The sequence below is a fragment of the Paenibacillus sp. NPDC057934 genome (genome assembly GCF_042887565.1).
In the GTDB taxonomy this organism is placed as follows: Bacteria; Bacillota; Bacilli; order Paenibacillales; family Paenibacillaceae; genus Paenibacillus_AQ.
In genome coordinates this window covers 547,137-572,699 of record NZ_JBHVPB010000001.1, presented here as the reverse complement: position 1 = coordinate 572,699, position 25,563 = coordinate 547,137, and the positions used below count along the sequence as shown (strand labels likewise).

Here is a 25,563-nt window from a genome sequence, read left to right as displayed (position 1 = left end):
TCCCCATGACAATAGAGCGCATTAAAAGATACGTAACTCCGGGGAAACTCTCCCTGCTTATTGCAGGTTTGTTCTTGACCTGGTTTATTGTTGCTTTCTTGCTTTATCCCAATCTCAACCTGCTGAAGAGCGTGTTTTGGGCCAACGGAAGCTTCTCGATCGAACCTCTTCAGAAACTGCTGCACTCCAAAAGAGCGCTGAAAGGCCTGCTAAATAGCTTTATTCTCGCCGTCTCGATGGTCATTACGGTGAATGTCGTCGGTATTTTTCTAGTGTTTGTTACGGACTATTTCGATATTAAAGGCTCTAAGCTGCTACGGATCGGCTATTATACTACGCTTGTATACAGCGGCATCGTGCTGGTGTCAGGCTACAAATTTTTGTACGGCGAGCAGGGCTTTATTACGAAATTTCTGCTCCTACTCTTCCCTTCTTTTCCGGCGGACTGGTTCCACGGATACTGGGCAGTACTGTTCGTCATGACCTTTGCTTGTACGTCCAATCATGTCTTGTTCTTGTCGAATGCCATTCGCAAAATCGATTACCAAACCGTGGAGGCCGCACGCAATATGGGCGCTTCCCCCTTTTACATTTTACGAAGAGTTGTACTGCCCGTGCTGCAGCCCTCTTTATTCGCGATTACGATCTTGCTGTTTCTGACGGGTCTTGGGGCTACCTCCGCGCCGCTGATTGTTGGGGGAACTGAATTCCAGACGATTACCCCGTTAATTCTGGCCTTTTCAAAAAGCCCAACCTCTCGGGACATGGCATCCGTGCTGGCGATCATCTTGGGGGTGGCTACACTGATTCTGTTGACCTTTCTTCGTAAGGCGGAGAAAAAAGGGAACTTTATCTCGGTCTCCAAGGTAAAATCGGAAATCGTGAAGCAGAAAATCACCAACAAATGGCTGAACGCACTGGTTCACATCATTGCCTATCTTCTATTTGTAATCTATACAGTACCGGTTCTGTTGACAGTCATCTTTTCCTTTACGGACGCTTACAGCATCTCTACTTCCACCTTGTCCTGGGATCATTTTACGATCAGCAACTATAAGCTGCTCTTTACCAACGCGGATGCGTATCAACCTTATCTGATCAGTATTGTTTACGCTGCTGGAGCTGCCGTGATCGTCGTCGCCCTGTCACTCCTTGTTTCTCGCATTCTCCATAAGTACAGCAATCTCTTTACTACAGCGCTGGAGTACGCGATGCTGATCCCTTGGCTGCTGCCTTCTACACTAATTGCGCTGGGAATGATCCTTACCTATGACTCGCCAAAATGGATTATGGCCAACCAGGTGTTGACCGGTTCGATGTGGATCTTAATGATCGCTTATATCATTGTGCTGATTCCGTTCACGCTGCGGATGCTCAAAGCCGCTTTCTTCACCATTGATGCCTCCCTGGAGGATGCAGGCCGAAGTCTTGGGGCTAGTGCTTTCTATACATTCAGAAGAGTACTGCTCCCCATCGTTCTTCCTTCAACACTGGCGGTGCTTGCGCTCAACTTCAACAGTCAATTAGCAGACTATGATCTGACAGTCTTCCTGTACCACCCGCTGTTCAAGCCACTGGGCATCGCCATTCAAAATGCGACAAGCGGACAAACCTCTTCCGATACCCGGGCGCTCGGGCTTGTGTATTCGGTCATGTTGATGGTAATTTCGTCTGTGGCTCTCTATTTGGTCTATGGGAGGAAGTCAAAAGCCTAAGGTTTGGCTGATGGTGAAAAATAAAGCCCCTATGATTGTTGCAATCCTAGGGGCTTTATTTTGTGGTTCATTGGGAGAGTTTGCTGCCGCCCAACCGAGGTTGATAGCCAAATTACCGCCTGCTGAGTCTCCCATAACAATTAATCTATTATTGACTCCATCCTATTCTTCAAAAAAAGGAATTGCTAATCTACATGTGTATCCTTCTTTGCGAGCTACTTTAGATTAAACGCCTCGTTCCTGTAAACGCCGAACTTTGGTATACAGGAAGTACCTGCGAGCAGCAATGCTTCCCAAGGGAAGAAACAGTAGAGCGCTGCTCAGGATGTGGAAAGTATTATGCGTATCTAGTGAACTGACGAGCTGGCGTAGCAACAAAACCACGATCAGGAGAATGCTGCTTGCCAACGATCCTTTCGACATAATTTTCCCTGACTCCGGATGAATTCGAATCCGTTCCAAATAGGCTCGGCATGCGCCAATACCACAACCGATCACAAGACATAGAATATATAGCAGCATACTACTCACGGTCAACGTTGTTTGGGCTATGCTGGTAAACACTACATACGCTAGGATGGCAGGTAAAAGCCATAAACGGGTGGTATTTACTTCTTTTTCCTTAAGCGATAACAGCAGAACAATTACAATTACAATCAGAATATTCATCATGCTTGTTTCCTCACTTTCTCCATGTGTTCTTCGGTGTACATTTAGTTTATCCGAATTCACCATGGATTAAGTCCACCCATAGATGGATTGAATCACTTGTTCACTTCCATCACCAGGCTTAGTGCCTCTAGCGAAAATAAACCAGGAATTGATTCATTCTGATATTAAACCCCAGGTGGCTCCTCAATTCCTAAGCGACGTACAAAAGCTAACCACTGTTTTGTTCGATCTAGAAGAGCCGTTACCTTGATTCTTACACCCTCATAATTTGATATCTAGGTTCACCTTCAACTTATACACTGTCTTTTCACAGTATTTATAAATTTTTATCACTAGCATCCATTCCTCACACTGACCTCATTCATGCTTGGGCAGCTATGTTATAATAAAACAGAATAATCCAAGCGAGGTGAAGCCAGTGAAATGGGAAGAGATTACCAATTTACACCCAAGTCGTTTTGTACTGGTGGAAGCAATCAAGGTAAGCTCAAGCAACCATGTGCGTCAATTAGAGGATATGGCGGTCATTCAAGACTACGATAATCCGCAAGAGGCGTGGAACGGCTATAAAGAGCTGCACAAGCTCCACCCGACTCGTGAGCTATATGTATATTCCATACGAGCAGAAACGATGTTGAGACCGTGGAGGAATTATTCTCAGGAGTGCGGCAGCGAACATAAAGCTACAATTGCTACAAGGTTTGCCTATCATTTCATTGACCATAAGCCATAATGAAAAATCCATCTTTTTGCATAATGTTCTATTTGATACAGGCTGTGCGGCAACCGTTTTTGATACCGATGCTTTAGCTGCAATAAGTATCCACATTGATTTTATAAATGGACGAGTCAAGCGGATGTATGGAATAGGAGGAACAAGTGAGATTTGCTATGAGCAGCAAGTTTCCGACCTTTGCATAGAAAATATAAAATATTGATCTGACTGATTTTCCAATTCAGCTTGGTTCGATTCAAGAGCCTACTAGCTTTGATGGAATTCAACTTGAAAATTAGACCAAGCGATACTACCCAACAAGGGAAGTTATCACTTGGTCTAGTTGTATATTGGGTGCATTAATTGAACGCCATTTCCACCACTCCCACTAGGGCGGGTTACTTATTGTTATTTTATGAACGATGAAGTTCTGTTTGTTTCAACCTCTCATTCCGGTAAGGAGACAATAACGAAGGCCAGTCGGTTTGAATAATATCGACCTTCTTCTCGATTATTTTTCCCCAGCCGAGATCAGGGCTTTGAATAATCGACGTATCATCATCCAAGCCTCCGTATAGGACAGTGTAATCGTCCAGCGTAATGGCGTTGGCCCATACAAAGAGATGTTGGTCATGGAGTCTTTCTATAACATCATTCTGGAACAGCGGGTCACTGTCAGTCTTAACGATCAGTTCCATACCCACCAGATTAATATTGGTATAAGACAATACGGTCTCGATCTCCTGAACTGAATGAATAATCGGCATAAACATATACTTTTTCTCGTAAGTATCGAAAAATTCCAGGGTTTCCTTGTTCACAGGTCCTTTTAAAACCAGTTGATTCATCATATCATGTTGGTCCAGAATCTCCACCAGCTCAGGCCAGAAATCCCAGGCGCGGTCGATGTTAATCAACGTGTCGCCTTTTAAGTGAGGCAGCACCTGCTCCAGACGATCCAGCTTAGTGTTCGTCCGACAAAAAAGGCTATTGTAGTAAGACAAGCCGTCAATTCGGGCAGAATTCATCGTAGTGATATTATCAGTCTCGTTTAGCAGCCGCGGCTCTCCTCCATCATGAAACAGATAAATCGCACCATCTGTTGATTTCGCCAAATCGATTTCGATCATATCGCCGCCCTGTTGCAGTGCGACTTTAAATGCGGGGAGCGTATTTTCAATAATATTGCCACCGAAACTACCTCTATGTACGGCAATCAATATTCCCCGCTCATTAAATCGTTGATTAAGTAGCCCATTGATCTTGCTGAATATAGCTTTTCCAAACATCTAAATGTGCCTCCTGCTCCTGAGTGTACTGGATCAAATTCATCTTATCAAAATAATTGGAACGTGTCAATTTTAGTTGATTTGGGCATACTAGTGGCAGCATCTCATCTTTTTACAATTCTCTTATTGAACGTAAAAATTATTATCGTTATGATGAAGGAATATGGTCTCAGCAGAAAATCAGTGCTTGGCTTACTACGTGCTAGGAGTCGCTACGGGTGCGAAGGGTTCTTCCGATCGCTGTTAAAGACCGACTTCTGAATTGGAAGAACATTTTATCGGATGAAGTCGGTCTTTAAAGGCGAACGCTACGCTTCTCCAGAATCCCTTCGCCCCTCCACTCCACTTCGTCGTTTCGTCAATTTGTGATTTGAATATGAGCCAAAAAAGTAGGAGGATTGTAAGATGGCTACAATCAAGGATATTGCAAAAGCAGCCGGTGTCTCGCATGGAACGGTGTCCAATGTATTGAACGGAAGAGGCAACGTTAGTGCCAAGAAGATCCGGATGGTAGAAGAGGCTGCCCGGCAGCTTGGATATAAAATTAACTATAAAGCGCAGTCCCTGCGCTCTGGTGTGACCAAATCGATCTCCATCATCATTCCAAGCATTGAATCGGAGGAGTATGCCCAGCTATACAAGGGTCTCGATAAAACGCTCACCGAATGGGGTTACCGCACCCATCTCTACATAACCTACGATCTGCAACTGAATGAACAAAACATATTAAAAGAAATTGCAGAAGAACGCGTTACTGGGATTATCACCATCTCTTGCCTGGACGATGCCTCTATCTATTACGATGAACTCAATATTCCGAAAGAGAACATTCTGTTTGTGAATCGGAAAATCAAGAACAGCAAGGCATTTGCTGCTTTTGATTTCGTGCAGGCCGGGAAAGATGTTTCAAGATACCTATCAGAGAATCGGTTTCAAACGATCGGGATATTCGTAGATGAGCAGAAATATTCAAGCGAGCAGCAGTTCGCGGAAACTATTGTGGGTGAAATGAAACAAGCTTCGGTCAAAATAATCGCCTCTCCCCTGGGGCAGTCCTACAGCAGAGCCTTTGAATTTTGGGAAAACGGAACGCCAGACATTATTGTGACATCCAGCCTGAGCCGGGTCCAGCTTCTGAAGAACGCTCATTACTATGGTTCGGATGATCTGCAGCCACCCATTCTATGCCTTGCGCCAACTGAAGCGGCTTTTGACGACCAGTTCATCAAATATCAGCAAAATTATCAGCTGTTCGGGCATCATATCGCCGACTCTTTAATGAAACAGGTGAACGGACAGGAAAAAATTGCGAAGCACACGATTTTTGCGAACAGCGGATTCGAGCCAGTAACTGCTCCGGCAGTGAAGAATCCAAGTGAGACAACCCTGACGATGCTAACGATTCCGAGTCCAACAACAGATGCGCTGAAGAAGCTACTCCCTCATTTCACTAAGAAAACAGGCATTCATGTATCACTTGCCATCCATACCTATGAGGAAATTTATCAAGTCCTATCTGAGGCTTCGGGCAATCTAGGTTATGACATCGTCCGGATGGATATGGCATGGCTGTCTTGGTTCGGTAAGACGTCCTTTCATCCGCTTCAGGGTCTGAACGGGGAATTCGATGAGATTATTCATAATCTCCCGCTGCATATCAAAGACAATTATATGAATGTCGAAGGGGTCGCATACACGTTTCCTTTTGACCCCAGCGTGCAGATGCTCTTTTACCGAAAAGATTTGTTTGAAGATCAGATGATCAAGCGGATGTATTTTGAAAAATATAAAGAGCAATTGACGGAACCCGCGGACTATGAAGCTTACACTAAACTGGTGACCTTCTTCACGCAGTCTTGCTTCAGTCAGTCTCCAACTCCATATGGTACCAGCGTGACGCTAGGCAGACCGGAAATTATCGCTCTTGAATTCTTGACCCGCTATTACGCAGAGGGCGGACGATTAATAAACGGTAATGGGATGACGCTGGACTTGCCGAAGGCTACACAAGCGCTGCACAACTTTATTGAAACGTTAAATGTGGCTCAGAAATTAGATGAATCCTGGTGGGGAGAGTCGGTCAATAGTTTTGCCAGGGGAGAAACGGCAATGGTTATCGGTTTTATGAACCATGTCTCACGAATCGCACACAGTGATGTCGGCTCATTTATCGGCTCGGCGCCTGTTCCAGGGAATGCACCGCTGCTGGGCGGCGGGGTGATCGGAATTTCGAAGAACAGCAATAAAATTGAGGCGGCCATTCAGTTCATGAAATGGGTGAATCAAACTGAGATCGCGGAGCAGATCAGCTTACTTGGGGGAACGACTGGCAAGACGGAAATCAACGACAATTATACCATCCGCACGCTGTACCCTTGGCTTCAGGAAGCGAGCAAATGGAGCGCTCAAGGGATAAGGGAAACCAAAACACTGCACGGTACGGGAATCAACACCAAGAAGCTCGAACTGGTTATCGGGTTATCCCTTGAAAAAATGCTGAAAGGTGTACTGAGTGTCGAGCAAACGATCGAAGAGATGAATCGTCAGCTTGCTGATTTTTCGGAAAATAAAGAAAATGTCCACACCAATTAAAAATGGCTGTACACTGTGTTATCTACGATACGCAAAATGGAAAAAAGTGCGGAGCATGAGGACCCCTTCCTCTACTCCGCACTTTTCTATATTGTAATACAATTCCCGTTGTGATTTGTCTGTCATGCAAACTTACTATTCTGCCTTCTCTTCCTCGTCAATCATACCTGCGAACAGGGCATGTACGAACTGCTGGGAGTCGAATGGCTGAAGATCTCCCATTTTCTCACCCAGTCCAACGAGCTTCACCGGAAGGTTCATCTCCTGGCGGATCGCTACAACGATACCACCTTTGGCTGTACCGTCCAGCTTGGTCAGGACCAGACCCGTTACACCGCTCTTCTCACCAAAGAGTTTGGCTTGGGTCAAAGCATTTTGACCAGTCGTCGCATCCAGCACCATTAGCACCTCATGCGGGGCACTTGGGATCTCACGTTGGATGACACGGAAGATTTTGTTCAGCTCTTCCATCAGGTTACTCTTGTTCTGCAGTCGGCCTGCGGTATCGCAGATCAGAATATCCACATTACGCTGCTTGGCTGCCTGCACGGCATCGAACATTACTGCCGCTGGATCAGAGCCCGGGTTCTGCTTAATAACGTCTACACCGGCACGTTGGCCCCAAACTTCCAACTGCTCAATCGCCCCTGCACGGAAAGTATCGCCTGCTGCAAGCAGAACCTTTTTACCCTCCTGCTTATAGCGGTGAGCTAGCTTGCCGATCGTGGTAGTTTTACCAACACCGTTAACGCCGACGAAGAGAATGACGGTGATACCGTCAGGGTTCTCTTTCAGGCTGTTGTCATCGTCGCCGCGCAGCAGATCCATCAGCTTGCCTGACAGAATCGGCCGCAGCTCTGCGGCATCTTCGATCCGTTGCTTCTTGACCTCTGCACGCAACTCTTCCACCAGTGTCATAACCGTATTGACGCCAACGTCCGCACCGATGAGGATTTCTTCAAGTTCTTCGTAGAACTCCTCATCAATTTTTTTACGACGAGTAATCAGGTCTGCTACCTTCTCGACGAACCCTTGGCGGGTCTTCTCCAGACCGTCACGGAATTGCTTGGTTACACTCTCCGTTTTGCTGGCGATGCTTTCTTTTAGTTTTCTGAAAAAGCTCATTGTCTTCCCCCACTCCGCTCATAGTACAAAGCTTGTTCATTATTTTCTCTGTCGTGTCAGGCTACATCTATATAAAACGAACTTAAGATTTCCACTTAAGGCTTGGTCGTCACTACGGTGGAATGTTTGGACTTCCGGTCGCTGTTGCCACCAGATTTCTTGGGTTTGTACCGCTATTCGCGGATAAAATCCGGAGAGCCTATGCTTCCGTTGCGAGCTTTCCTTCGGAAAGCTTTTAGACGGACGCTATCGCTCCTACAGTTCCAAAATCCCCCTCCATTCCGCTTCCTAAAGTTAAATTTCCCAGTTCAATCTATAGGGTTGCATTCAACCGCAACTATCCTGTATTAAGCAATCACGGCTTCCTCATCCTCCAGACGCACGGAGACAAGCTTGGATACGCCGCCTTCTTCCATCGTGACCCCGTATAGCACATCCGCTTCCTCCATCGTCCCTTTCCGGTGGGTAACGACAATGAATTGCGTCTGCTCAGAGAACTCACGCAAATACTGGGCGAAACGCACCACATTGGCTTCATCCAATGCGGCTTCGACCTCATCCAGTACACAGAACGGTACCGGCTTGACCTGCAGGATGGCGAAGAGCAGCGCCATGGCTGTAAGTGCACGCTCTCCACCGGAGAGCAGCTGCAAGTTCTGCAGCTTCTTCCCTGGCGGCTGAGCCACGATATCAATACCTGTATCCAGCATATGATCCGGGTCCAGCAGTTGCAGATCGGCTCTGCCCCCGCCAAACAGTTTCGTGAACACAGTTCCAAACTCCTTGCGGATAGCATCAAAGGTCTGCTTAAAGCGTTTCGACATTTCCTCTTCCATCTCGCGGATCACGTGATACAAGGTCGTCTTGGCTTCCACCAGATCATCCTTCTGGCCACTCAGGTACGTGAAGCGTTCATGTACACGCTGATACTCCTCAATAGCACCTAGATTGACTTCCCCGAGTGTAGAAATGCTGCGCTTCAGACGTTGTACTTCCATCTGCGTGGCAGGGACATCTTCTGGAACCGGATAACGTTGCTTCGCCAGTTCATAGCTTAACTCGTAGTCGTCGCTCAACTTGCGCAGAATGTTGTCCAGTTCCACATCGAGTCTACCGACAGCGACCTCTGTAGAGCGCAGTCTGTCATCCACGACCTTCAGCGCCTGCCGCTGATCCTTGGTCTCGCCTTCCTCAAGCTCCAGCTTACGGGTCAACGCAGACCGCTCAGCACGCGAGAAATCCAGTTTCCCGGCCGTTTCTTCCTTCTTGATCCGGTAGCTGTTCATATCTTCCTTCTGCTTGACGGCTTTGAGCTCATTGTCGACAATATCCTGTTCAATCGTATTCAGCAAATTCTGATTCTGACGCAGTTCTTTATCCTGTGAGCCGACATCCTGTCTCATCCGGCGGAGCTGTTCTTCCAGGGAGAAAATCTCCTGATCGAGCTTCCCTTCCGCGACCTTCATACTTGTCAGCTTGCTCTGCAGCTCTTCCTTGGCCGATTCGTTCGCTTTGCGGGCAGATTCAGCACTACGAATGGCCTCATGAGCATCCTTCTCTTCTTTCTCCAGCCGCTCCAGCTCGGCCGTAGCCTGCTTGCGCGACTCTTCGAGGTTGCGAGCTTCACTCTCAAAGCTGCTACGCTGTGCGCCGGCACTTTCGACCTGTTCCAGCACATGGCGCAGCTCTTGCTCCAGTTGCTTCAGATCGCCGGACACGCGCTGTTCTTCCAGTCGCTTCTCGTCTCCAGCATGGCGCAGATCCTCCAGCTTCACGCTGGCCTTCTCTTGCTCCTCACGAAGTCGATCAATGCCCTGCTTCAGCTTGGTAATCTGCCGTTCTGTCTCTTCAATCTCACCGCTCAGCTGATCCAGCTGGCGTTTGCGGCTCAGTAGGCTGTTGTTCTTCTTGTGCTGGCTACCACCGGTCATCGAACCGCCGGCATTGACAACATCGCCTTCTAGGGTCACGACCCGGTAGCGATACTGACATTTCGCCGCAATTCGGTTAGCTTGCTCCAGGCTCTCAGCAATGACCACATTACCTAGCAAACTACCTACGATGTTGGCGTATTTGTCGTCGAAGCCAACAAGCTCCGAACCGATCCCAACAAAACCTTCTGCGCCCTCTACCAGACTACGGTCACTGCCCGTAATCTGCCGTGGGCGAATGACGTCGAGTGGCAGGAATGTTGCCCGTCCAAGCTGGCGCTGCTTTAGAAAAGCAATCGCTTGCCGGGAGACTGCTTCATTCTCCATCACAACATGTTGTAGAGACGCCCCCATGGCTGTCTCCACTGCCAGCTCCAAGTTTTCGGGAACCGAGATCAGTTCGGCAACGGCACCGTGTACCCCGCTCAGCTGACCTTTGCGGGCACCCTTGAGCACCTCTTTGACCCCAAGCATGAAGCCATCGAAGTCATCCTGCATTTCCTTCATGGTCTCATGGCGGGAGACCTGAGCTTCCCGCTTCTGCTCCCACTTGCGTAAGCCCGCTCCGGTCTCCTCAATCAGCTTCTGCCGTTTGCTCAGCTGTTCGCTCTCGGAAATATAGGCGTTGCGCAACTCGCCAAGCTCCTTACCGAGAAGAGTAATCTTATCCTTCAGCCCCTTCTGGGCAGAAATCAACTCTTCATGGCGAACATTCCACTTGTCGCCTTCTTCCTCGCTGCGACTCATCCGCCGTTCCAGGTTCTCCTTCTGCTGATCCGCATAACGGATTTCGTTACGAGCCTGAGCCATAAGGTTCATTAACTCTAGCAGGGCGCTTTTGAGCTTCTCTTCCTTACTTTGGCTGATACCATCCGCAACACCTTCCAGCTTGGCTTCCTCATCACTCAGTTGACCACGCAGCTCAGCCAGGGCGGATCTGGACTGCTCCAGCTTCTGCGCCAGGACAGCCAGCTCACGCTGACGATCCGCAGAACGTTCACCTACAGAGCCCAGCGTAAGCATCAGTTGTTCACGATTGCTCTCCAGATTCCGGTGACGTTCCTTGAGTACCTCACCCAAACCTTCGCTTTTCTCATAGGCTTCACTGTAGCGCAGTAACTGCCCCTGCTGCTCCTCAACCTGTGTTTCAAGCGCACGTAGGGCAGATCGCCCGCTCTCCAGCTTCGCATCATGGGCGGAGACTACTGTCGCCAGCTCCAATTGCTCGTCACGCAGCGTTTCAAGCTTGGCATTACCTTCCTGCCAAGACGTATGAATGCCTTCAATCTGATGCACATAGACCGAGATTTCTAGCTGTTTCAACTGTTCACGCAGTTCCTTGTAGCGGATCGCCTTCTCGGATTGCTCCTTCAGCGGACCTACCTGATCTTCCAACTCACTCAGCAGGTCGTGAATACGGAGCAGGTTCTGCTCAGTCTCATCCAGCTTGCGGCCAGCATCCTTCTTGCGCGATTTGTATTTGACAATACCTGAAGCTTCTTCGAAGATTCCCCGCCGGTCCTCTGAACGGGTACTGAGAATCTCCTCAATCCGGCCTTGTCCAATAATGGAGTAGGCTTCCCGTCCGATTCCTGTGTCCATGAACAATTCTGTGATGTCCTTCAGGCGGCAGGACTGCTTATTGATTAAATATTCACTTTCTCCGCTGCGGTGAACACGCCGGGTCACTGTGACCTCGCTGAAATCAAGCGGCAGCGTATGGTCTTCATTGTCCAGCGTCAGCGAGACTTCACCGTAATTCACTGCTTTGCGTGCATCGCTTCCGGCAAAAATGATATCCTCCATCTTGCCACCGCGCAGCGATTTGGCGCTTTGTTCACCAAGCACCCAGCGGATGCCGTCGGAGATGTTACTTTTGCCGCTACCGTTAGGCCCTACTACAGCCGTAATCCCGCGTACAAACTCCATTTCCGTCTTGTCGGCAAATGATTTAAAACCCGCTAATTCAATCCGTTTCAAAAACATGACTCGCCAATCACCTCTGACCCATTATACCATAGCGTCCAGCACCCTAAAACAACCTCACCCTGCAAGAACTTCCGTGCATGGCAAGGCTTTATAATTACTTACTGAACTCGGAATTACCTCAAACTTTAAGTCTCACAAGTAGAAACGATTTTTGCCCTCCTCAAGAGACGGCATCTGTTTCAGCGAGAAATATAAGGATGATTTATAGCGTAGAACCTATAAATTCTTATATTTTCAAAAAAGAGCAGCAACGGTCTGACCTCCGCCTATACGCCGGCATTCAGACCATTGCTGCTCTCTCCCATCGGCCGCCCCTTTCCAGGGCAGCGGGTGCATTATTAGGCACCGTCTTCCTTGAGACGCAACAGCGCCGCTGCTGCTGCTTGCTGCTCCGCTTCTTTCTTGGAGCGTCCGCTTCCCCGGCCAAGTGAACGGCTGGCCATGTATACCTCGGAGACAAATTCGCGCTCATGCGCAGGTCCCCGTTCTTCAATGATCCGATACTCCAGCGTACCCATGTTGTGATGCTGAATCAGTTCCTGCAGTTCCGTCTTGAAATCGCTAATCTGCATCTGAAGCTTGCCGTCCGTTTCTACAAGTGGGAAAACATGGTTATCCAGGAAGGAACGTGCTGCCTCCAACCCCTGATCCAGGTAAAGCGCTCCCACGAAAGATTCGAACACATCTGCAAGCAGGGCAGGGCGAGTACGTCCGCCCGTAAGTTCTTCCCCTTTTCCCAAGAGCACATACCGTCCAAAGCCCAAACTCTCGGCGAACTTGACCAGTGATGGCTCGCATACAATTGCGGCCCGCAGCTTGGTCAACTCTCCTTCTGGCCTGTCCGGCAGCAGATTATACAGATACTCGGAGACTGTCAGCTCCAGGACAGCGTCGCCTAGAAACTCCAGACGTTCATTGTCCTGGTGCTGATTAAATCGGTGTTCATTCACGTATGACGCATGGGTAAAGGCCTGCTTCAGAAGCACAGAATCGTGAAATTGGATTTGAAGTTGATGCTGTAACTGCTTCAGGTCTCCTTTCACCGCACTGTCCCCTTACTGATTGAATTTTTTCAAAATAACGGTTGCGTTATGTCCACCGAATCCGAATGAATTCGACATTACAATGTTCAAGTCTGCTTTACGGGGAACATTCGGCACATAATCAAGATCGCATTCCGGGTCTTGATTGTCGAGGTTAATGGTTGGTGCAATTATACCATTCTGCAGAGAAAGCCCACAGATGATTGCTTCCACTCCGCCGGCTGCACCGAGCAGGTGGCCTGTCATCGACTTAGTGGAGCTGATGGCTACCTTGTAAGCATGATCGCCCAGTGCCATCTTAACAGCAGCAGTCTCCGACCGATCCCCTACCGGAGTCGATGTACCATGAGCATTGATGTAATCAATGTCCTCTGGCTTAATACCAGCATCGCGAATGGCCATCTTCATGCAGCGTGCTGCTCCATCCGGATCCGGCTCTGTCATGTGATGCGCATCACCACTAAGGCCGTAGCCAATGACTTCCGCGTAAATCTTCGCGCCGCGTTTTTGTGCATGCTCCAACGATTCAAGAATCAGAATTCCTGCACCCTCACCCATGATAAAACCGTCACGGTCAGTGTCAAACGGACGGCTCGCCTTCTCTGGCTCGTCGTTGCGCGTCGACATCGCTCTCATTGCACAGAAACCGGCCATGCCTGTCGGGCGAATCGTCGCTTCAGCACCGCCGCAAATCATAGCATCCGCATCCCCGCGTTGGATCAACCGTAAAGACTCTCCAATAGAATGGCTACCCGTTGCACAGGCAGTTACTGTTGTTGTGTTCGGGCCTTTGGCTCCAAGGTTGATAGACACTTGTCCAGATCCCATGTTGGCGATCATCATCGGGATGAAGAACGGGCTGACACGTTTAGGTCCCTTCTCAAGCAGAAGGTTATGCTGATCTTCCCATGTCCCAAGTCCGCCAATTCCTGAACCAACAGCTACGCCAATACGCTCAGCGTCAATATCCTCACCAATCTTCAGGCCACTATCCTTTAGTGCTTCCTCGCCAGCTGCTACCGCAAACTGTACAAAACGGTCCATCTTGCGGGCTTCTTTACGACCAAAAAGTTCTTCCGGATCGAAATCTTTTACAGAAGCTGCAATTCTCGTCGGGTATTCACTAACATCAAATGCTTCTACCAAGGACACTCCGGATTTGCCATTCATCAGACTGTCCCAGAACGTATTCAGATCCTTGCCCAATGACGTCACTACGCCCATTCCGGTAATAACCACTCTATGACTCAAACGCAATCACCTCATCTGTTAACTGTAAGATCAAACCTATATAAACTGCAATTTCCGCAGCAGGACAAACGATCTGCGGTTCAGTAATTATCCCCATAAGTGGCGCTCTACAGCACCTGCAAAGCCCATTACGATGCAAAAATGAGGAGAAGTCCCGCCTTAGCAGGAACGGGACTCTCAATCATATGACTCTAGGTATGAGATTGTATGTACTTCACAACTTCACCCACGGTCGTAATCTTCTCTGCATCTTCATCAGAGATTTCCATATCAAATTCATCTTCCAATTCCATAACCAATTCTACTACATCAAGAGAATCAGCACCTAAATCATCTTTGAAAGACGCTTCTAATGTTACCTCAGCTTCATCGGCACCTAAGCGGTCGATGACAATGCGCGTTACACGCTCCAATACATCGGACATCCGGTTCACCTCCTCTTTTGGTATTATACGAGATATGAAGTCAAAATGCCATAGACGGATATAAACGCTTTCCGGCTTCCTCAAATCCCTTGTCCAGCAAGGCTTTGGACCCATTTCGGGGCTTACATGTACATACCGCCATCCACGTGGAGTGTCTGGCCTGTCATGTAAGCAGCCCCTTCGGAAGCCAGGAATACTGTCGCATTAGCGATGTCTTCCGGCCGTCCCAGGCGTGCTAGCGGAATACCTTCCACCAGCCCGCTGCGGACTTCATCGGACAACTCACGGGTCATATCGGTATCGATGAAGCCCGGTGCGATACAGTTCACGGTAATTCCCCGTGAAGACAGTTCACGCGCCGCTGACTTCGTCAGACCGATAATACCTGCTTTGGCTGCCGAGTAGTTGCTTTGACCAGGATTCCCTGTCACACCCACGACCGAGGAGATGTTAATGATCCGTCCGTAACGTTGTTTCATCATCGGACGTGTAGCTGCCTTCAGACAGTTGAACACGCCTTTGAGATTCGTTTCGATAACCTGATCGAACTCTTCCTCTTTCATGCGCATAATCAGATTATCCCGGGTAATGCCAGCGTTATTGACAAGAATGTCAATCCGCCCCCAGGTGTCCAGCACCTCTTTCACGAGCTGGTCTGCCTGCCCGGCATTGCCGACATTGCCCCGAAGGGCAATGCCCTCTGAGCCCAGCTCAACAATCCGCGCCACAGTTTCCTGTGCCGCTTCTTCACTGCCGGCGAAGTTCACGGCCACCTTCACGCCTTGCTCCGCCAGCGCCAACGCGATGCTGCGGCCAATGCCGCGCGAAGCGCCGGTAACAAGGGCTGTCTGGCCCCGTAATGCTGAGAACATAGTTTTATCCCCTTTCATTCGATATGCTTCCTGCTATTATCACGCCTGATTAGCTAACTGCTTACCAGGATGTCTGCGCACTCTCTAGGCTGTTGATGTTGACGAACTTAACACTCTTGTCAATTTTACGGATCAAACCTGTTAGTACGCTGCCGGAACCAATCTCTACAAAAGTGTCTACACCTTCGCTAATCATCCGTTCTACACTATCTTGCCACAATACAGGCGAATACACCTGACGAACCAGCAATTCACGAATTTCTTCAGGATCACTAACTGGTGCCGCTGTGACATTGACAACGACAGGGACGGATGGAGCATTGAAAGTAATGTTCTTGAGTTCAGCAGCCAGACGCTCCGCTGCTTCCTTCATTAAAGAAGAATGGAACGGTCCGCTTACTTCAAGCGGAATGGCCCGCTTACCACCGGCTTCCTTGACGCGTTGCACAACACTCTCTACGCCAGCCTGGGAGCCAGATACAACGATCTGTCCAGGGCAATTCACATTAGCCAGCTCTACCAGACCACTCTCTTCGGAAATGCTGCGGCACAGCTCTGCCAGCGCTTCACGCTCCGCGCCAAGTACCGCGGCCATAGCCCCTTGTCCACCTGGCACAGCTTCTTCCATGAAGCGACCACGCAGACGCACAAGTCTAACTGCATCCTCGTAGGACAGAACACTTGCCGCTACAAGCGCGCTGTATTCCCCAAGACTGTGACCAGCCACATAATCCGGCTTCACACCAAGTCCGCGTAGTGCTTTAAGATACGCCACACTTGCTGTCAGCAGCGCAGGTTGAGTATTAACTGTCTGCTTCAAATCACTGTCTGGACCTTCGAATACCAGCTTACTCAATGGAAACCCAAGTACTTCGTCTCCCTTGTCGAATACTGCACGACTTTCTGGAAGCGCATCATATACATCTTTACCCATGCCAACTGCCTGCGCACCTTGCCCGGGAAAGACAAATGCCATTTTACCCATCATGTTGATCCCCTTCCCGTAAAAGGTAGCAGCCAAACTCCAAGCGTTCTACCTTTATCTTCTTCAGTTCAACGTTAGATTACCATACTAGAACGGATGCGCCCCATGTAAGGCCTCCGCCGAAGCCGACCATAAGTACTTTGTCGCCTTCCTTCATCCGGCCTTCTTCCGCCGCTTCAACCAGTGCCAGCGGGATGGAAGCTGCCGAGGTATTGGCATATCTATCTACATTAATCACACATTTCTCTGCTGGCAAATCCAGCCGCTGCATCGCCGACTGAATGATACGAATATTCGCCTGATGTGGTACGAACAGATCCACATCTTCTTTAGCCAGACCAGCTTTGGTAAGCACGCGTTCCGTAGCCGTCCCCATGATGCGGACTGCGAACTTGAACACTTCACGCCCGTTCATGTAGATGTAGTGCTTCTTGTCTTCCACAGTGCTCTGCGAGGCTGGGAGACGGGATCCACCCGCTTCTTGCTTTAGCAGATCGCCGCCGGAACCTTCAGCACCGAGATCAAAGGACTGGAAGCCACGACCTTCAGGAACTTCACCAATAATTACCGCACCCGCACCATCACCGAACAGCACGCAAGTATTACGATCAGTATAATCTGTAATGCGAGAAAGCGTGTCGGCGCCGATAATCAGTGCGTTATTGTACATTCCGTTCTGAATAAAGCCCACGGCAGTTGCCAAACTGTATACGAATCCTGAGCAGGCCGCGGACAAATCGAAGGCCGCAGCGCCTTTCGCTCCAAGCTTATCCTGCAGGATGCAGGCTGTGGAAGGAAATGCACTATCCGGAGTAATCGTTGCTACGATAATCAGATCCAGATCTTCCGCCTTCATCCCAGCGGATTCCAGCGCTTTCAGCGAAGCTTCATACGCTAGATCGGAGGTTGCTTCATGTGGTGCTGCAATATGGCGTTCCCGAATCCCTGTCCGGCTCACAATCCATTCATCATTGGTGTCCACAATCTTTTCCAGATCACTGTTGGTTAGGATCTTCTCAGGCACATACTTTCCTGTCCCAATAATCCCAACCGGCCGCAAATTCTTCATATTGTCACTCACTTCCCGCTAATTTCCTTCGATATGCTTGGCACAAGACCCGCCTGTAGAGCTATACGCGCCTGACGGACCGCATTCTTGACCGCGTTGCCGTCGGAAGAGCCATGCCCTTTCACGACCAACCCGCCAAGCCCGAGCAGCGGCGCACCGCCATGTTCCTTGTAGTCCATCTTGCCTTTCAGGCTCCGCAGTTCAGGCATCAGCATCGCTGCGCCGAGCTTGGTCTTGAGCGACTTGCTGAATTGTTCTCTCAAAAGCGAGAAGATCGCTCCGGCTGTACCTTCCAGCGATTTCAGCAAAATATTACCGGCAAAGCCGTCACAAACCAGTACGTCACAATTACCTGTCAGTACATCACGAGCTTCAACGTTCCCGATAAAATGAATACCCGGTACATTCTCCAATAGCGGATAGGCTTCCTTCGTCAGTTCATTGCCCTTCCCTGGCTCTGTACCTACGTTAAGTAACCCAACGCGCGGCTTGGAAATTCCATGCACCTTGTTGCGGTAGATGCTACCCATCAGGGCATACTGTGCCAAATGCTGAGGCTTGGCATCCATATTGGCGCCCAGATCCAGTGCAAGCACACCGACATCGTCCAGCGTCGGAATCATTGGCGCCAATGCAGGACGCTCGATGCCCTCCATCCGGCCAACAACCAGCAGACCGGTCGTCATGAGAGCTCCCGTATTACCGGACGAGATCATGGCATCCGCTTCTCCTTCACGCACCATACGTCCGGCAACGACCATCGATGAGTCCTTTTTGCGGCGCACCGCTCTTACAGGCTCTTCGTCCGCCTCAATAACCTCTCCTGCATGGCGCACCGTCACGTTAGACGGCATATTCTTCAGCAGTGGTAACAGTCTAGCTTCGTCTCCGACGAGCACAAGCTGTGTATCCTGCCACTCCGCGGCCGCGGACAATGCACCCTCTACGTTACATTCAGGAGCATTGTCCCCGCCCATGGCATCAATGGCGATCCGCACTGCGGTTTCCCCCTTCGCTGTTTTCTTCAACTGCAGACCGATACACGATAAAATGGCCTTGAAACACCATTTCCTCACCAACATATGTGAATACATCCACCTCAGCCTTGCCCCCACGCCCAGCGAGCGAGCGCACTTGTGCTTTGGCAATGCATTTCTCACCCAGATGAATCACACGCAAGAAACGGATATCAGCTGAAGCCGTCAGGGCGATCTCATCGTCAATCACGGCGACTGCAAGCGAGTTGGCCTGAGCGAATACGTAATGTCCGCGTGCAATGCCATTTCTAGAGAAGACATGATCCTCACTAATCTCAAATATTGAAATGCCGCTCCTGTCGAGCTGCAAGTCTACTATATCCCCTATCACTTCATCCGCAGGTAGCGAGCGCACCTGATCATAGGAATGCTCAGCCATCTGCTTCATACGCTCACGCAGCTCCGGAATTCCGAGCTCCATCCGATCCAAACGAATCGTTTGGATGCTGACCTTCAACTGCCGGGTCAATTCCCGGTCAGTCATGAAAGGATTGCTTCCGATAATCTGAAGCATATGCTGTTGACGATCCTTTTTAGACATCCGCTCGATGGCGGCTCACCTCCTGGCACGTGCTGAAAACAAAAGCATCCGGCCACGCAATGGCCGCTGTCCATATGGATATGAAATCTTATAAGTTCATCTTAGAACCAGGTACTAATATGTAGTATAAAGCATGCCGCCGGAAAAATAAAGCATTGACTTCCAAAGCGGCTTCTCATCTGTATCTAAAGCTATGTAATTTGATGATTAAAAGAAACGCCCTCCTCTTATAATAAAAGGAGAGCGCTCGTCATCTCGCCAAAAACTATTGCTTGATGATTTCTCTTGCTTTGTACGTTCCGCACACTTTACATACGTGGTGAGCGAGCTTCAATTCTCCACATTGTTCACATTTAACCATGCCTGGCACAGCCAATTTAAAGTGAGTGCGACGTTTGTCACGGCGTGTCTTGGACGTTCTACGTTGAGGTACTGCCATGTGTTTCCACCTCCTAATTCGATTTAACCCGCGTAAACTGCGGGAGATAGGTCTCATTCAATGTTTCATTTGAAAAAGTTTTTCAACCCAGCAAGCCGTGGATCGACTACTGTGTTGTCGCAACTGCAGGTGCCTTCGTTCAAGTTCTGTCCGCAATTATGACAAAGACCAAGACAGTCTGCCTTGCACATTACCGAATCCGGTAAGTGCAGTACGAAATGTTCTTCCACATACGGGATAAGATCCACACTCTCATCCTTGACGTAGATGAGTTCATCATCTTCGTCTTCTGGAAGTTCCGGCTGCTTCAGCCACTTGAAAGTCTCGGCAAAAGGAATCTCCAGATGACTGTGAGCCTCTTCAAGACAGCGGCCACATAACATGTCCACATCTCCACTCAGCGTTCCCACCACGTTCACACAATCGGTACCCGCGGGCAGCGCATTAAGGTTCACTGAGAGTGGTCCAACAGTCAGAATATCCTTGCGCCCTTTGACAACCTCACTAACATCCACAGATTCATGGAGCTTCAGAGGCTCGTCGGCATTCGCAATTTTGCGAAAGTGAATCTTCATCAGTATCACTCCCAAACAAACAAAATTTATTATACCTAGCATTGGTTAGCTTTGTCAACCATTTTCCCTTTATATTGTTTCAGAAAAGACGGAGAATTATGATATAACTATTGGCAGGAACCAAGAGCCGACTATTATAACAATACAGGAGTGAGGTACCGGTGACAACGGCAGGTATTATTGCAGAATATAATCCTTTACATAACGGGCATGTTCATCATTACAGAGAGGCAAAAAAGATCTCCGGCGCCGAGCACACTATCGTAGTGATGAGCGGCCCCTTCACCCAGCGCGGCGAGCCGGCGGCGGTGAGCAAGCAAGCCCGCACGGAGATGGCGCTCCATATGGGCGCCGATCTCGTGCTTGAGCTGCCGGTGGCCTATGCCGTTCAGCCGGCAGAATGGTTCGCCCACGGGGCCGTGGCCCTGCTGGAAGCGACCGGGGTCGTGGACAGCCTGTGCTTCGGCTCCGAAGTCGGCACTTTGGGCTCGCTGCTGCCCCTTGCGGCATACCTTGCCGAAGAAAGCAGCGAGCTTCAGGGCGAAATCCGCCGCCGCATGGCGCTCGGAGAGAGCTTCCCCGCCGCCTACAGCGCAGCGGCGACGGTCGCCTGGGAAGGGTTTCTCCCGGGAGAGGAGAAACCGGACAGCGGCAGCGCAGCTGAGCTTCTGCGCCAGCCGAACAACAGCCTCGGCCTGCATTATCTCATCGCTCTCCGCCGGCTAAAGAGCAAGATCACTCCGCTTACTGTGCCGCGGACCGGCGCAGGCTTCCATGATCCGCTTCAGCCCGGCTCCTCGATTGCCAGCGCCACGGCGATCCGCCGGCTGCTGGGGGAGGGCGGTTCTCCGGCGCCGTATATGCCGGAATATAGCCTGTCCATCCTGGAGCGCGAGCGCGCGGCTGGCCGCGGCCCACTGGACTGGGAGAGCTTCCGCGCTCCTCTGCGTCATCTGCTCTCCACCCGCACCGCAGACGAGCTGCGGGCCTTCCATGATATGAATGAAGGCCTGGAGAACCGGCTGCTGCGCGTCATGCCCGAGCTGGAGCAGTTCACGATAGAGAGCTTGCTCCAGTCAGTGAAGAGCAAACGCTACACCCGAACTCGCCTCCAGCGGCTATTGCTCCATCTTTTGCTGGGACACGGCAAGGAGGAACTGGCTTCTTCCACACTGGCAGAGGGTCCCGGCTATATCCGTGTCCTCGGATTTAGGGAAAGTGGCCGGCCTCTGCTCAAAAAAATGAAGCAAAGCGCCTCCCTGCCCGTCGTCTTGCGGCCTGCGCTTTGCTCCCATCCACAGCTTACCCGTGATATTCAGGCCGCTGCTGCTTATGCCGGTGCCTTCCAGCACCCCTTGCGTGCGGACCTGTACCGCGATTATCTGGAGCCTCCGGTCAGGGTTTGACCGGAAGCTTTTTCATATAATCCAGTGCCTCTGTGAGCGTAGATACGGGTACCAGTTTCATGGCTGTCCCGATCTTATCTGCTTTCGCCTTAGCCTCATCGTAATTCTTGACTGGCACGAAGAAAACTTCAGCTCCAGCCCGGTCTGCGGCTACAATTTTGTGCTTCACTCCACCAATCGGTCCTACCACGCCATCTGCATCAATGGTGCCGGTTCCGGCTACCCGATGTCCTTTGGTAAGATCACCAGGCGTCAAACGATTGTAAATTTCCATAGTAAACATCAGACCTGCCGAGGGACCGCCAACATCTGTGTTGACAAAGCTTACGCTTTTCCCAGGTTCCTGAGGCTCCACTCTTTGAACCGCACCTATAACCACACCAAGGCCGGGACGTCCGGCTGCCGCGCCCTTGTCTTTAACTTCCACAAGCGTAACTTCTTCTTCCAGCTTCTTATCTGCACGCTGCAACGTTACTTTCACCTTATCACCAATGCTTCGCGCAGATAACAGGGTAGAGAGGGCCGCCGGATCCGTTACCGGATTACCATCCACATTCAAGATTTTGTCTCCCGGCTGGAACTGACTCTTATTACTCTGATTAGGAACAGAGAACACATAGAGATAATCCGTAATATCCTTATAAGGAATGCCTGCCGCATGATAGGCTGCCTGCACTGCCAGAGACTGAGAGCTGTTCATATAATAGACCTGCTCTGCTGCATATTCTGCTTCAGACTTATCTCCAAGTCGCGTATCCTTACGGGCAATTTCTGCATTGCTGTTGAACATATTAGCCACCAGTAGTGCCACATTGGCATAACTGGCCGAAACCGTTGTCATCATGAAGGTTCCTTGCTCGGCGGGATCACCATTCTCCACCTTAATCATCGGAGCGACCTCCGAAGCGCTGCCCGGCTGGTACATGATGTATGGCGTACTCATAAATACAAATACATAAACGACCACTATAAACGTGCAAAGGTAGACTATAGAGCGAAGTCCTGCCCGGCGCTTCAGTTGTTTCACGGTTGTTCCCTTCTTTCCCCTGACTATACCCCATTACTTGCAAATTCTTGGCTGATCGAAAAAACACCGCCACCAGCCTTTGGCATGACGGTTGTCTCCCCTGCATAAATTGATAACATTACCACCCTGTCCTAAGTTATGAAGAGGTGATCCCAGAAATGAACACTAAAATACGCAGGCTCGGCGCCCGGTCCATCCCGTTTCTCTCCGGGATGCTGGCCATTCTGCTCGCCGCAGCCATCGTGGCTTCGCCAGAGTCGTCCTTTGCAGCCTCGCTGCAAGGGCTGAAGCTCTGGTGGAGCCTCGTCTTCCCGGCGCTGCTGCCATTCCTAATGCTGTCAGAGATGCTGACCGCATCAGGCTTTGTACACGGAATCGGCGTGCTGCTGGAACCGCTGATGACCCGGGTCTTCCGGCTGCCCGGAGCCAGTGGCTGGACACTCGCCCTGGGCGCCACTGCCGGATTCCCCGGCGGTGCTGGGGGCGTCCTCCAGCTTCACAAACAGGGCAGCCTTACCGGCAAGGAAGCGGGAAGGCTCGCCTCGCTCGTCCATTTTGCAAGTCCTGTAATGCTGCTTATCGTTATCGGAGCAGCGCTGCTGCACCATCCTGCAGCAGGCTATAGCCTGCTGGTCTTGCATTGGCTGGCGGGCCTACTAGCGGGCTTCACTGCCGCCCGGCTGGGGTGGCAACCCTCAAAACCAACTACCTCAGCGACCGGATCGCATAGCAAGCGAGACTCTCTGTATCATCGGGTCACGAATGCTGCTGCTCATGCTCGGGCACAGGATGGCCGGAGCTTCGGCAAGCTGCTGGGCGAAGCTGTAGGCAATGCGGTACAGAATCTCATGATCGTAGGTGGTTACATTATTATGTTCGCCGTGATCATTAACATCCTGGTCCGCTTGTTCCCGCAGCTCCCCGCAGCCCTGCCGGCCAGTCTGCTGGAGCTTCACCTGGGCGCCCAGGCTTTGACCGACATGACTGGCACAGCCGGAGCCACTGCCACTTCATCACTGAACGGAACAACCAGTATCCTGGGTTTCGCCCTGCTATCAGCGACATTGGGCTGGAGCGGCATCTGTGCGCAGCTTCAGGTGCTGACACTGCTAAAATCAGCAGGCATGCGATTCCTTCCCTTCGCAGCAGTCCGGCTGCTACATGGCAGCTACGCTTTTGTATTAACTCTGCTGCTCTGGAAGCCGCTTATGTCACTGCAGGAGAAGACCCTGCCGACTTTCACGGGAACACAAATTCTGCCCGCCGGAGACGTACAGACTTATACATTATGGAGCGCATTTCCACAGCTGCTGGGTATGCAAATCGCCCTGCTAGCCCTGCTCATGCTACTTTCTGGTGCAGTGTACCTCTTTACTTCACTTCGTCGGCATTCCGGTTGAACTTCAGCTTCATCGCCTGCTCTACCTCTGGTGTGACAAAATCAGTGACATTGCCGCCAAAATGAGCAATCTCCTTCACCACACTGGAACTTAGATAAGAATATTTCGGGTTAGTCATCATAAAAATAGTCTCCGCAGTCGGACTAAGACTATGATTAATGGAAGCATTCTGCAGTTCGTATTCAAAATCCGTAACGGTGCGTATACCACGTACAATGACCTGTGCGTCTTTTTGCCGGACATAGTTAACTAGCAGATCCCTGAAGCTGTCGATCTCCACGTTAGGGATGTCCGCTGTAGCCTGGCGCAGCAGGTCAGTACGTTCCTCCACGGTGAACAGTGGATTTTTGCTTAAATTGTTCAGCACCGCCACGATCAGACGATCAAACTGCTTGGCCGCACGATGAATAATATCCATATGCCCCATGGTGACCGGATCAAACGTTCCCGGATATATGGCAACGCGTTCTTTTCTAATTGGCTGACTCATCCTGTTCCTCCCCACCACTTCCGGTTTCATCCGGTCCAGCGGCTTCATACTGATAAATCGAGACTGTTGTTTCTCCGTACACAGCCTGCCGCACTCTGTAGAATCCCTTGATATCCTCAGGGTAGTCATATCCTGATTCATGTTCAAGGACAATCGTCGCATCTTCTTCCAGCAGCCCTTTTTCGGCCAGAGCAAGCATCAGTTCATCCCCATGCTTCAACCGGTAGGGTGGGTCCAAAAACACTAGATCGAACCGTCTCCCCCGCTTCTCCAAAGCGCTAATCGCTCTGCCTGCATCATTCCGGTATACTTCTGCCTGACCCTCAAGCTTGGTTGCCTTCAGGTTGGCACGCACCGTGTCTATGCTTTTAGGTTCCATGTCTACGAATACAGCCCTGTCCATACCTCTGCTCAGGGCTTCTATCCCCAATCCGCCTGTCCCGGCAAACAAATCAAGCGCCGATCCCCCGTCAAAATAAGGGCCAATCATGCTGAATAACGCTTCCTTCACCTTGTCGGTTGTTGGCCTTGTCCCACTTCCCGGAACACTTTTAAGGGGCCTCCCCTTTGCACTTCCCGATACCACTCTCACGACTTTGCTCACCTGCTTATATCTCTGTTTATTATGCCAAAAAGGGCACAAGTTCACGCCTATCGTACCACATTCGCCCGCCGAAATAAAAAGTTTGTATCTTTATGTCGGATGTAACGGCCTCCCACCTTTTCTAAGCAATTTCTAAAGCCGTATGTATAAGATCGAGCAAGCCGGGACATCATGTAGTTATCGACATCACAAAATGTCGTAGACAACCGCGGAGCAGGCTTACGTTTCCCCATAAGCTCTTCGTCCGGTTTCTCCTCTCCCATGAAAGGGCACTCCGTAAGGGGTGCCCGATTTTTCTTTTATAAGCCCTTACGTAGCAAGGGATTCCTCCATTTTCAGCACACCGATTTTCTGGCTTAATACATCATTTG

The 25,563-nt window shown here is 50.2% G+C and carries 23 protein-coding genes; 6 read left to right on the top strand and 17 right to left on the bottom strand.

Going from position 1 to position 25,563, the window contains the following annotated elements:
* The first annotated feature begins 5 nt into the window (after window positions 1-5).
* A complete protein-coding gene (locus tag ACFVRY_RS02815) occupies window positions 6-1,715 on the top strand; it encodes an ABC transporter permease (protein WP_387497022.1) in 1,710 nt (569 codons plus the stop codon).
* Window positions 1,693-1,944, top strand: coding sequence for a hypothetical protein (locus tag ACFVRY_RS02810; RefSeq protein ID WP_387497019.1), 252 nt, complete (start codon window positions 1,693-1,695; stop codon window positions 1,942-1,944). Before ACFVRY_RS02815 ends, ACFVRY_RS02810 begins: the two co-directional genes overlap by 23 nt.
* Here the strand turns inward: ACFVRY_RS02810 and ACFVRY_RS02805 are convergent.
* Entirely contained in the window at window positions 1,941-2,450 is a 510-nt protein-coding gene (locus ACFVRY_RS02805; protein WP_387497016.1) for a CcdC protein domain-containing protein, read from the bottom strand. The two genes, ACFVRY_RS02810 and ACFVRY_RS02805, sit on opposite strands and share 4 nt — an antisense overlap.
* Before the next feature lie 346 nt (window positions 2,451-2,796).
* Here ACFVRY_RS02805 and ACFVRY_RS02800 point away from each other — a divergent pair, with 346 nt between their 5' ends.
* Window positions 2,797-3,120, top strand: a complete 324-nt coding sequence (locus ACFVRY_RS02800) for a hypothetical protein (protein WP_387497013.1) — start codon at window positions 2,797-2,799, stop codon at window positions 3,118-3,120.
* A gap of 395 nt (window positions 3,121-3,515) precedes the next feature.
* On the opposite strand, the gene ACFVRY_RS02795 is transcribed toward ACFVRY_RS02800, so the two are convergent.
* Window positions 3,516-4,391 (bottom strand): glycerophosphodiester phosphodiesterase family protein, encoded by an 876-nt coding sequence (locus ACFVRY_RS02795; protein WP_387497010.1) that lies wholly within the window; start codon window positions 4,389-4,391, stop codon window positions 3,516-3,518.
* A 405-nt stretch (window positions 4,392-4,796) separates the two neighbouring features.
* Between ACFVRY_RS02795 and ACFVRY_RS02790 the strand changes: the two genes are divergently transcribed.
* Window positions 4,797-6,983 carry an extracellular solute-binding protein gene (locus ACFVRY_RS02790; RefSeq protein WP_387497007.1) on the top strand — a complete coding sequence of 729 codons (2,187 nt, stop codon included), beginning with the start codon at window positions 4,797-4,799 and terminating at the stop codon, window positions 6,981-6,983.
* Window positions 6,984-7,118: 135 nt separating this feature from the next.
* Here the strand turns inward: ACFVRY_RS02790 and ftsY are convergent, their stop codons facing one another.
* The 12 genes from ftsY to ACFVRY_RS02730 all read right to left on the bottom strand — a co-directional run bounded on the left by ftsY (window position 7,119) and on the right by ACFVRY_RS02730 (window position 20,265).
* Window positions 7,119-8,108 carry a signal recognition particle-docking protein FtsY gene (ftsY, locus tag ACFVRY_RS02785; protein ID WP_387497004.1) on the bottom strand — a complete coding sequence of 330 codons (990 nt, stop codon included), beginning with the start codon at window positions 8,106-8,108 and terminating at the stop codon, window positions 7,119-7,121.
* A gap of 347 nt (window positions 8,109-8,455) precedes the next feature.
* Window positions 8,456-12,025 (bottom strand): chromosome segregation protein SMC, encoded by a 3,570-nt coding sequence (gene smc, locus ACFVRY_RS02780; protein WP_387497001.1) that lies wholly within the window; start codon window positions 12,023-12,025, stop codon window positions 8,456-8,458.
* 341 nt (window positions 12,026-12,366) lie between these two features.
* Window positions 12,367-13,071, bottom strand: a complete 705-nt coding sequence (gene rnc / locus ACFVRY_RS02775; protein ID WP_066369703.1) for a ribonuclease III — start codon at window positions 13,069-13,071, stop codon at window positions 12,367-12,369.
* A gap of 12 nt (window positions 13,072-13,083) precedes the next feature.
* On the bottom strand, window positions 13,084-14,322 hold the full coding sequence (fabF, locus tag ACFVRY_RS02770) for a beta-ketoacyl-ACP synthase II (RefSeq protein ID WP_387496997.1): 1,239 nt from the start codon (window positions 14,320-14,322) through the stop codon (window positions 13,084-13,086).
* A 191-nt stretch (window positions 14,323-14,513) separates the two neighbouring features.
* A complete protein-coding gene (gene acpP, locus ACFVRY_RS02765) occupies window positions 14,514-14,747 on the bottom strand; it encodes an acyl carrier protein (RefSeq protein ID WP_066369713.1) in 234 nt (77 codons plus the stop codon).
* Between the two features lie 122 nt (window positions 14,748-14,869).
* The gene (fabG, locus tag ACFVRY_RS02760; protein WP_387497739.1) at window positions 14,870-15,619 is read right to left on the bottom strand and encodes a 3-oxoacyl-[acyl-carrier-protein] reductase; all 750 of its coding nucleotides are present in this window, start codon (window positions 15,617-15,619) and stop codon (window positions 14,870-14,872) included.
* A 61-nt stretch (window positions 15,620-15,680) separates the two neighbouring features.
* Window positions 15,681-16,604: an ACP S-malonyltransferase gene (gene fabD / locus ACFVRY_RS02755; RefSeq protein WP_387497737.1), complete on the bottom strand. Its 924-nt coding sequence runs from the start codon at window positions 16,602-16,604 to the stop codon at window positions 15,681-15,683.
* Between the two features lie 79 nt (window positions 16,605-16,683).
* A complete protein-coding gene (locus ACFVRY_RS02750) occupies window positions 16,684-17,673 on the bottom strand; it encodes a beta-ketoacyl-ACP synthase III (RefSeq protein WP_387496993.1) in 990 nt (329 codons plus the stop codon).
* A gap of 8 nt (window positions 17,674-17,681) precedes the next feature.
* The gene (plsX, locus tag ACFVRY_RS02745; protein ID WP_387496990.1) at window positions 17,682-18,671 is read right to left on the bottom strand and encodes a phosphate acyltransferase PlsX; all 990 of its coding nucleotides are present in this window, start codon (window positions 18,669-18,671) and stop codon (window positions 17,682-17,684) included.
* Window positions 18,655-19,251, bottom strand: a complete 597-nt coding sequence (fapR, locus tag ACFVRY_RS02740) for a transcription factor FapR (protein ID WP_387496988.1) — start codon at window positions 19,249-19,251, stop codon at window positions 18,655-18,657. The genes plsX and fapR overlap by 17 nt, the downstream gene beginning before the upstream one ends.
* Before the next feature lie 265 nt (window positions 19,252-19,516).
* A complete protein-coding gene (gene rpmF, locus ACFVRY_RS02735; RefSeq protein ID WP_026263995.1) occupies window positions 19,517-19,690 on the bottom strand; it encodes a 50S ribosomal protein L32 in 174 nt (57 codons plus the stop codon).
* Between the two features lie 65 nt (window positions 19,691-19,755).
* Window positions 19,756-20,265 carry a YceD family protein gene (locus ACFVRY_RS02730; protein ID WP_066369735.1) on the bottom strand — a complete coding sequence of 170 codons (510 nt, stop codon included), beginning with the start codon at window positions 20,263-20,265 and terminating at the stop codon, window positions 19,756-19,758.
* A 161-nt stretch (window positions 20,266-20,426) separates the two neighbouring features.
* Here ACFVRY_RS02730 and ACFVRY_RS02725 point away from each other — a divergent pair, with 161 nt between their 5' ends.
* Window positions 20,427-21,671: a tRNA(Met) cytidine acetate ligase gene (locus tag ACFVRY_RS02725; protein ID WP_387496985.1), complete on the top strand. Its 1,245-nt coding sequence runs from the start codon at window positions 20,427-20,429 to the stop codon at window positions 21,669-21,671.
* Here the strand turns inward: ACFVRY_RS02725 and ACFVRY_RS02720 are convergent.
* On the bottom strand, window positions 21,661-22,698 hold the full coding sequence (locus ACFVRY_RS02720; protein ID WP_387496982.1) for a SepM family pheromone-processing serine protease: 1,038 nt from the start codon (window positions 22,696-22,698) through the stop codon (window positions 21,661-21,663). The genes ACFVRY_RS02725 and ACFVRY_RS02720 overlap by 11 nt on opposite strands.
* Window positions 22,699-22,856: 158 nt before the next feature.
* On the opposite strand from ACFVRY_RS02720, the gene ACFVRY_RS02715 reads away from it, so the two are divergent.
* Window positions 22,857-24,098 (top strand): nucleoside recognition protein, encoded by a 1,242-nt coding sequence (locus ACFVRY_RS02715; RefSeq protein WP_387496979.1) that lies wholly within the window; start codon window positions 22,857-22,859, stop codon window positions 24,096-24,098.
* Here the strand turns inward: ACFVRY_RS02715 and coaD are convergent.
* Window positions 24,070-24,588 carry a pantetheine-phosphate adenylyltransferase gene (gene coaD / locus ACFVRY_RS02710; protein ID WP_387496976.1) on the bottom strand — a complete coding sequence of 173 codons (519 nt, stop codon included), beginning with the start codon at window positions 24,586-24,588 and terminating at the stop codon, window positions 24,070-24,072. The two genes, ACFVRY_RS02715 and coaD, sit on opposite strands and share 29 nt — an antisense overlap.
* Window positions 24,572-25,180, bottom strand: coding sequence for a 16S rRNA (guanine(966)-N(2))-methyltransferase RsmD (rsmD, locus tag ACFVRY_RS02705; RefSeq protein WP_387496973.1), 609 nt, complete (start codon window positions 25,178-25,180; stop codon window positions 24,572-24,574). Before rsmD ends, coaD begins: the two co-directional genes overlap by 17 nt.
* Window positions 25,181-25,563: the final 383 nt, after the last annotated feature.

What these genes read in the sequence shown, in the direction of transcription:
- ACFVRY_RS02815 (WP_387497022.1), top strand. Translation starts at nt 6, where the DNA reads ATGACAATAGAGCGCATTAAAAGATACGTAACTCCGGGGAAACTCTCC.
- ACFVRY_RS02810 (WP_387497019.1), top strand. Translation starts at nt 1,693, where the DNA reads ATGGGAGGAAGTCAAAAGCCTAAGGTTTGGCTGATGGTGAAAAATAAA.
- ACFVRY_RS02805 (WP_387497016.1), bottom strand. Translation starts at nt 2,450, where the DNA reads ATGGTGAATTCGGATAAACTAAATGTACACCGAAGAACACATGGAGAA.
- ACFVRY_RS02795 (WP_387497010.1), bottom strand. Translation starts at nt 4,391, where the DNA reads ATGTTTGGAAAAGCTATATTCAGCAAGATCAATGGGCTACTTAATCAA.
- ACFVRY_RS02790 (WP_387497007.1), top strand. Translation starts at nt 4,797, where the DNA reads ATGGCTACAATCAAGGATATTGCAAAAGCAGCCGGTGTCTCGCATGGA.
- ftsY (WP_387497004.1), bottom strand. Translation starts at nt 8,108, where the DNA reads ATGAGCTTTTTCAGAAAACTAAAAGAAAGCATCGCCAGCAAAACGGAG.
- smc (WP_387497001.1), bottom strand. Translation starts at nt 12,025, where the DNA reads ATGTTTTTGAAACGGATTGAATTAGCGGGTTTTAAATCATTTGCCGAC.
- acpP (WP_066369713.1), bottom strand. Translation starts at nt 14,747, where the DNA reads ATGTCCGATGTATTGGAGCGTGTAACGCGCATTGTCATCGACCGCTTA.
- fabG (WP_387497739.1), bottom strand. Translation starts at nt 15,619, where the DNA reads ATGTTCTCAGCATTACGGGGCCAGACAGCCCTTGTTACCGGCGCTTCG.
- fabD (WP_387497737.1), bottom strand. Translation starts at nt 16,604, where the DNA reads ATGGGTAAAATGGCATTTGTCTTTCCCGGGCAAGGTGCGCAGGCAGTT.
- ACFVRY_RS02750 (WP_387496993.1), bottom strand. Translation starts at nt 17,673, where the DNA reads ATGAAGAATTTGCGGCCGGTTGGGATTATTGGGACAGGAAAGTATGTG.
- fapR (WP_387496988.1), bottom strand. Translation starts at nt 19,251, where the DNA reads ATGTCTAAAAAGGATCGTCAACAGCATATGCTTCAGATTATCGGAAGC.
- rpmF (WP_026263995.1), bottom strand. Translation starts at nt 19,690, where the DNA reads ATGGCAGTACCTCAACGTAGAACGTCCAAGACACGCCGTGACAAACGT.
- ACFVRY_RS02730 (WP_066369735.1), bottom strand. Translation starts at nt 20,265, where the DNA reads ATGAAGATTCACTTTCGCAAAATTGCGAATGCCGACGAGCCTCTGAAG.
- ACFVRY_RS02715 (WP_387496979.1), top strand. Translation starts at nt 22,857, where the DNA reads ATGAACACTAAAATACGCAGGCTCGGCGCCCGGTCCATCCCGTTTCTC.
- coaD (WP_387496976.1), bottom strand. Translation starts at nt 24,588, where the DNA reads ATGAGTCAGCCAATTAGAAAAGAACGCGTTGCCATATATCCGGGAACG.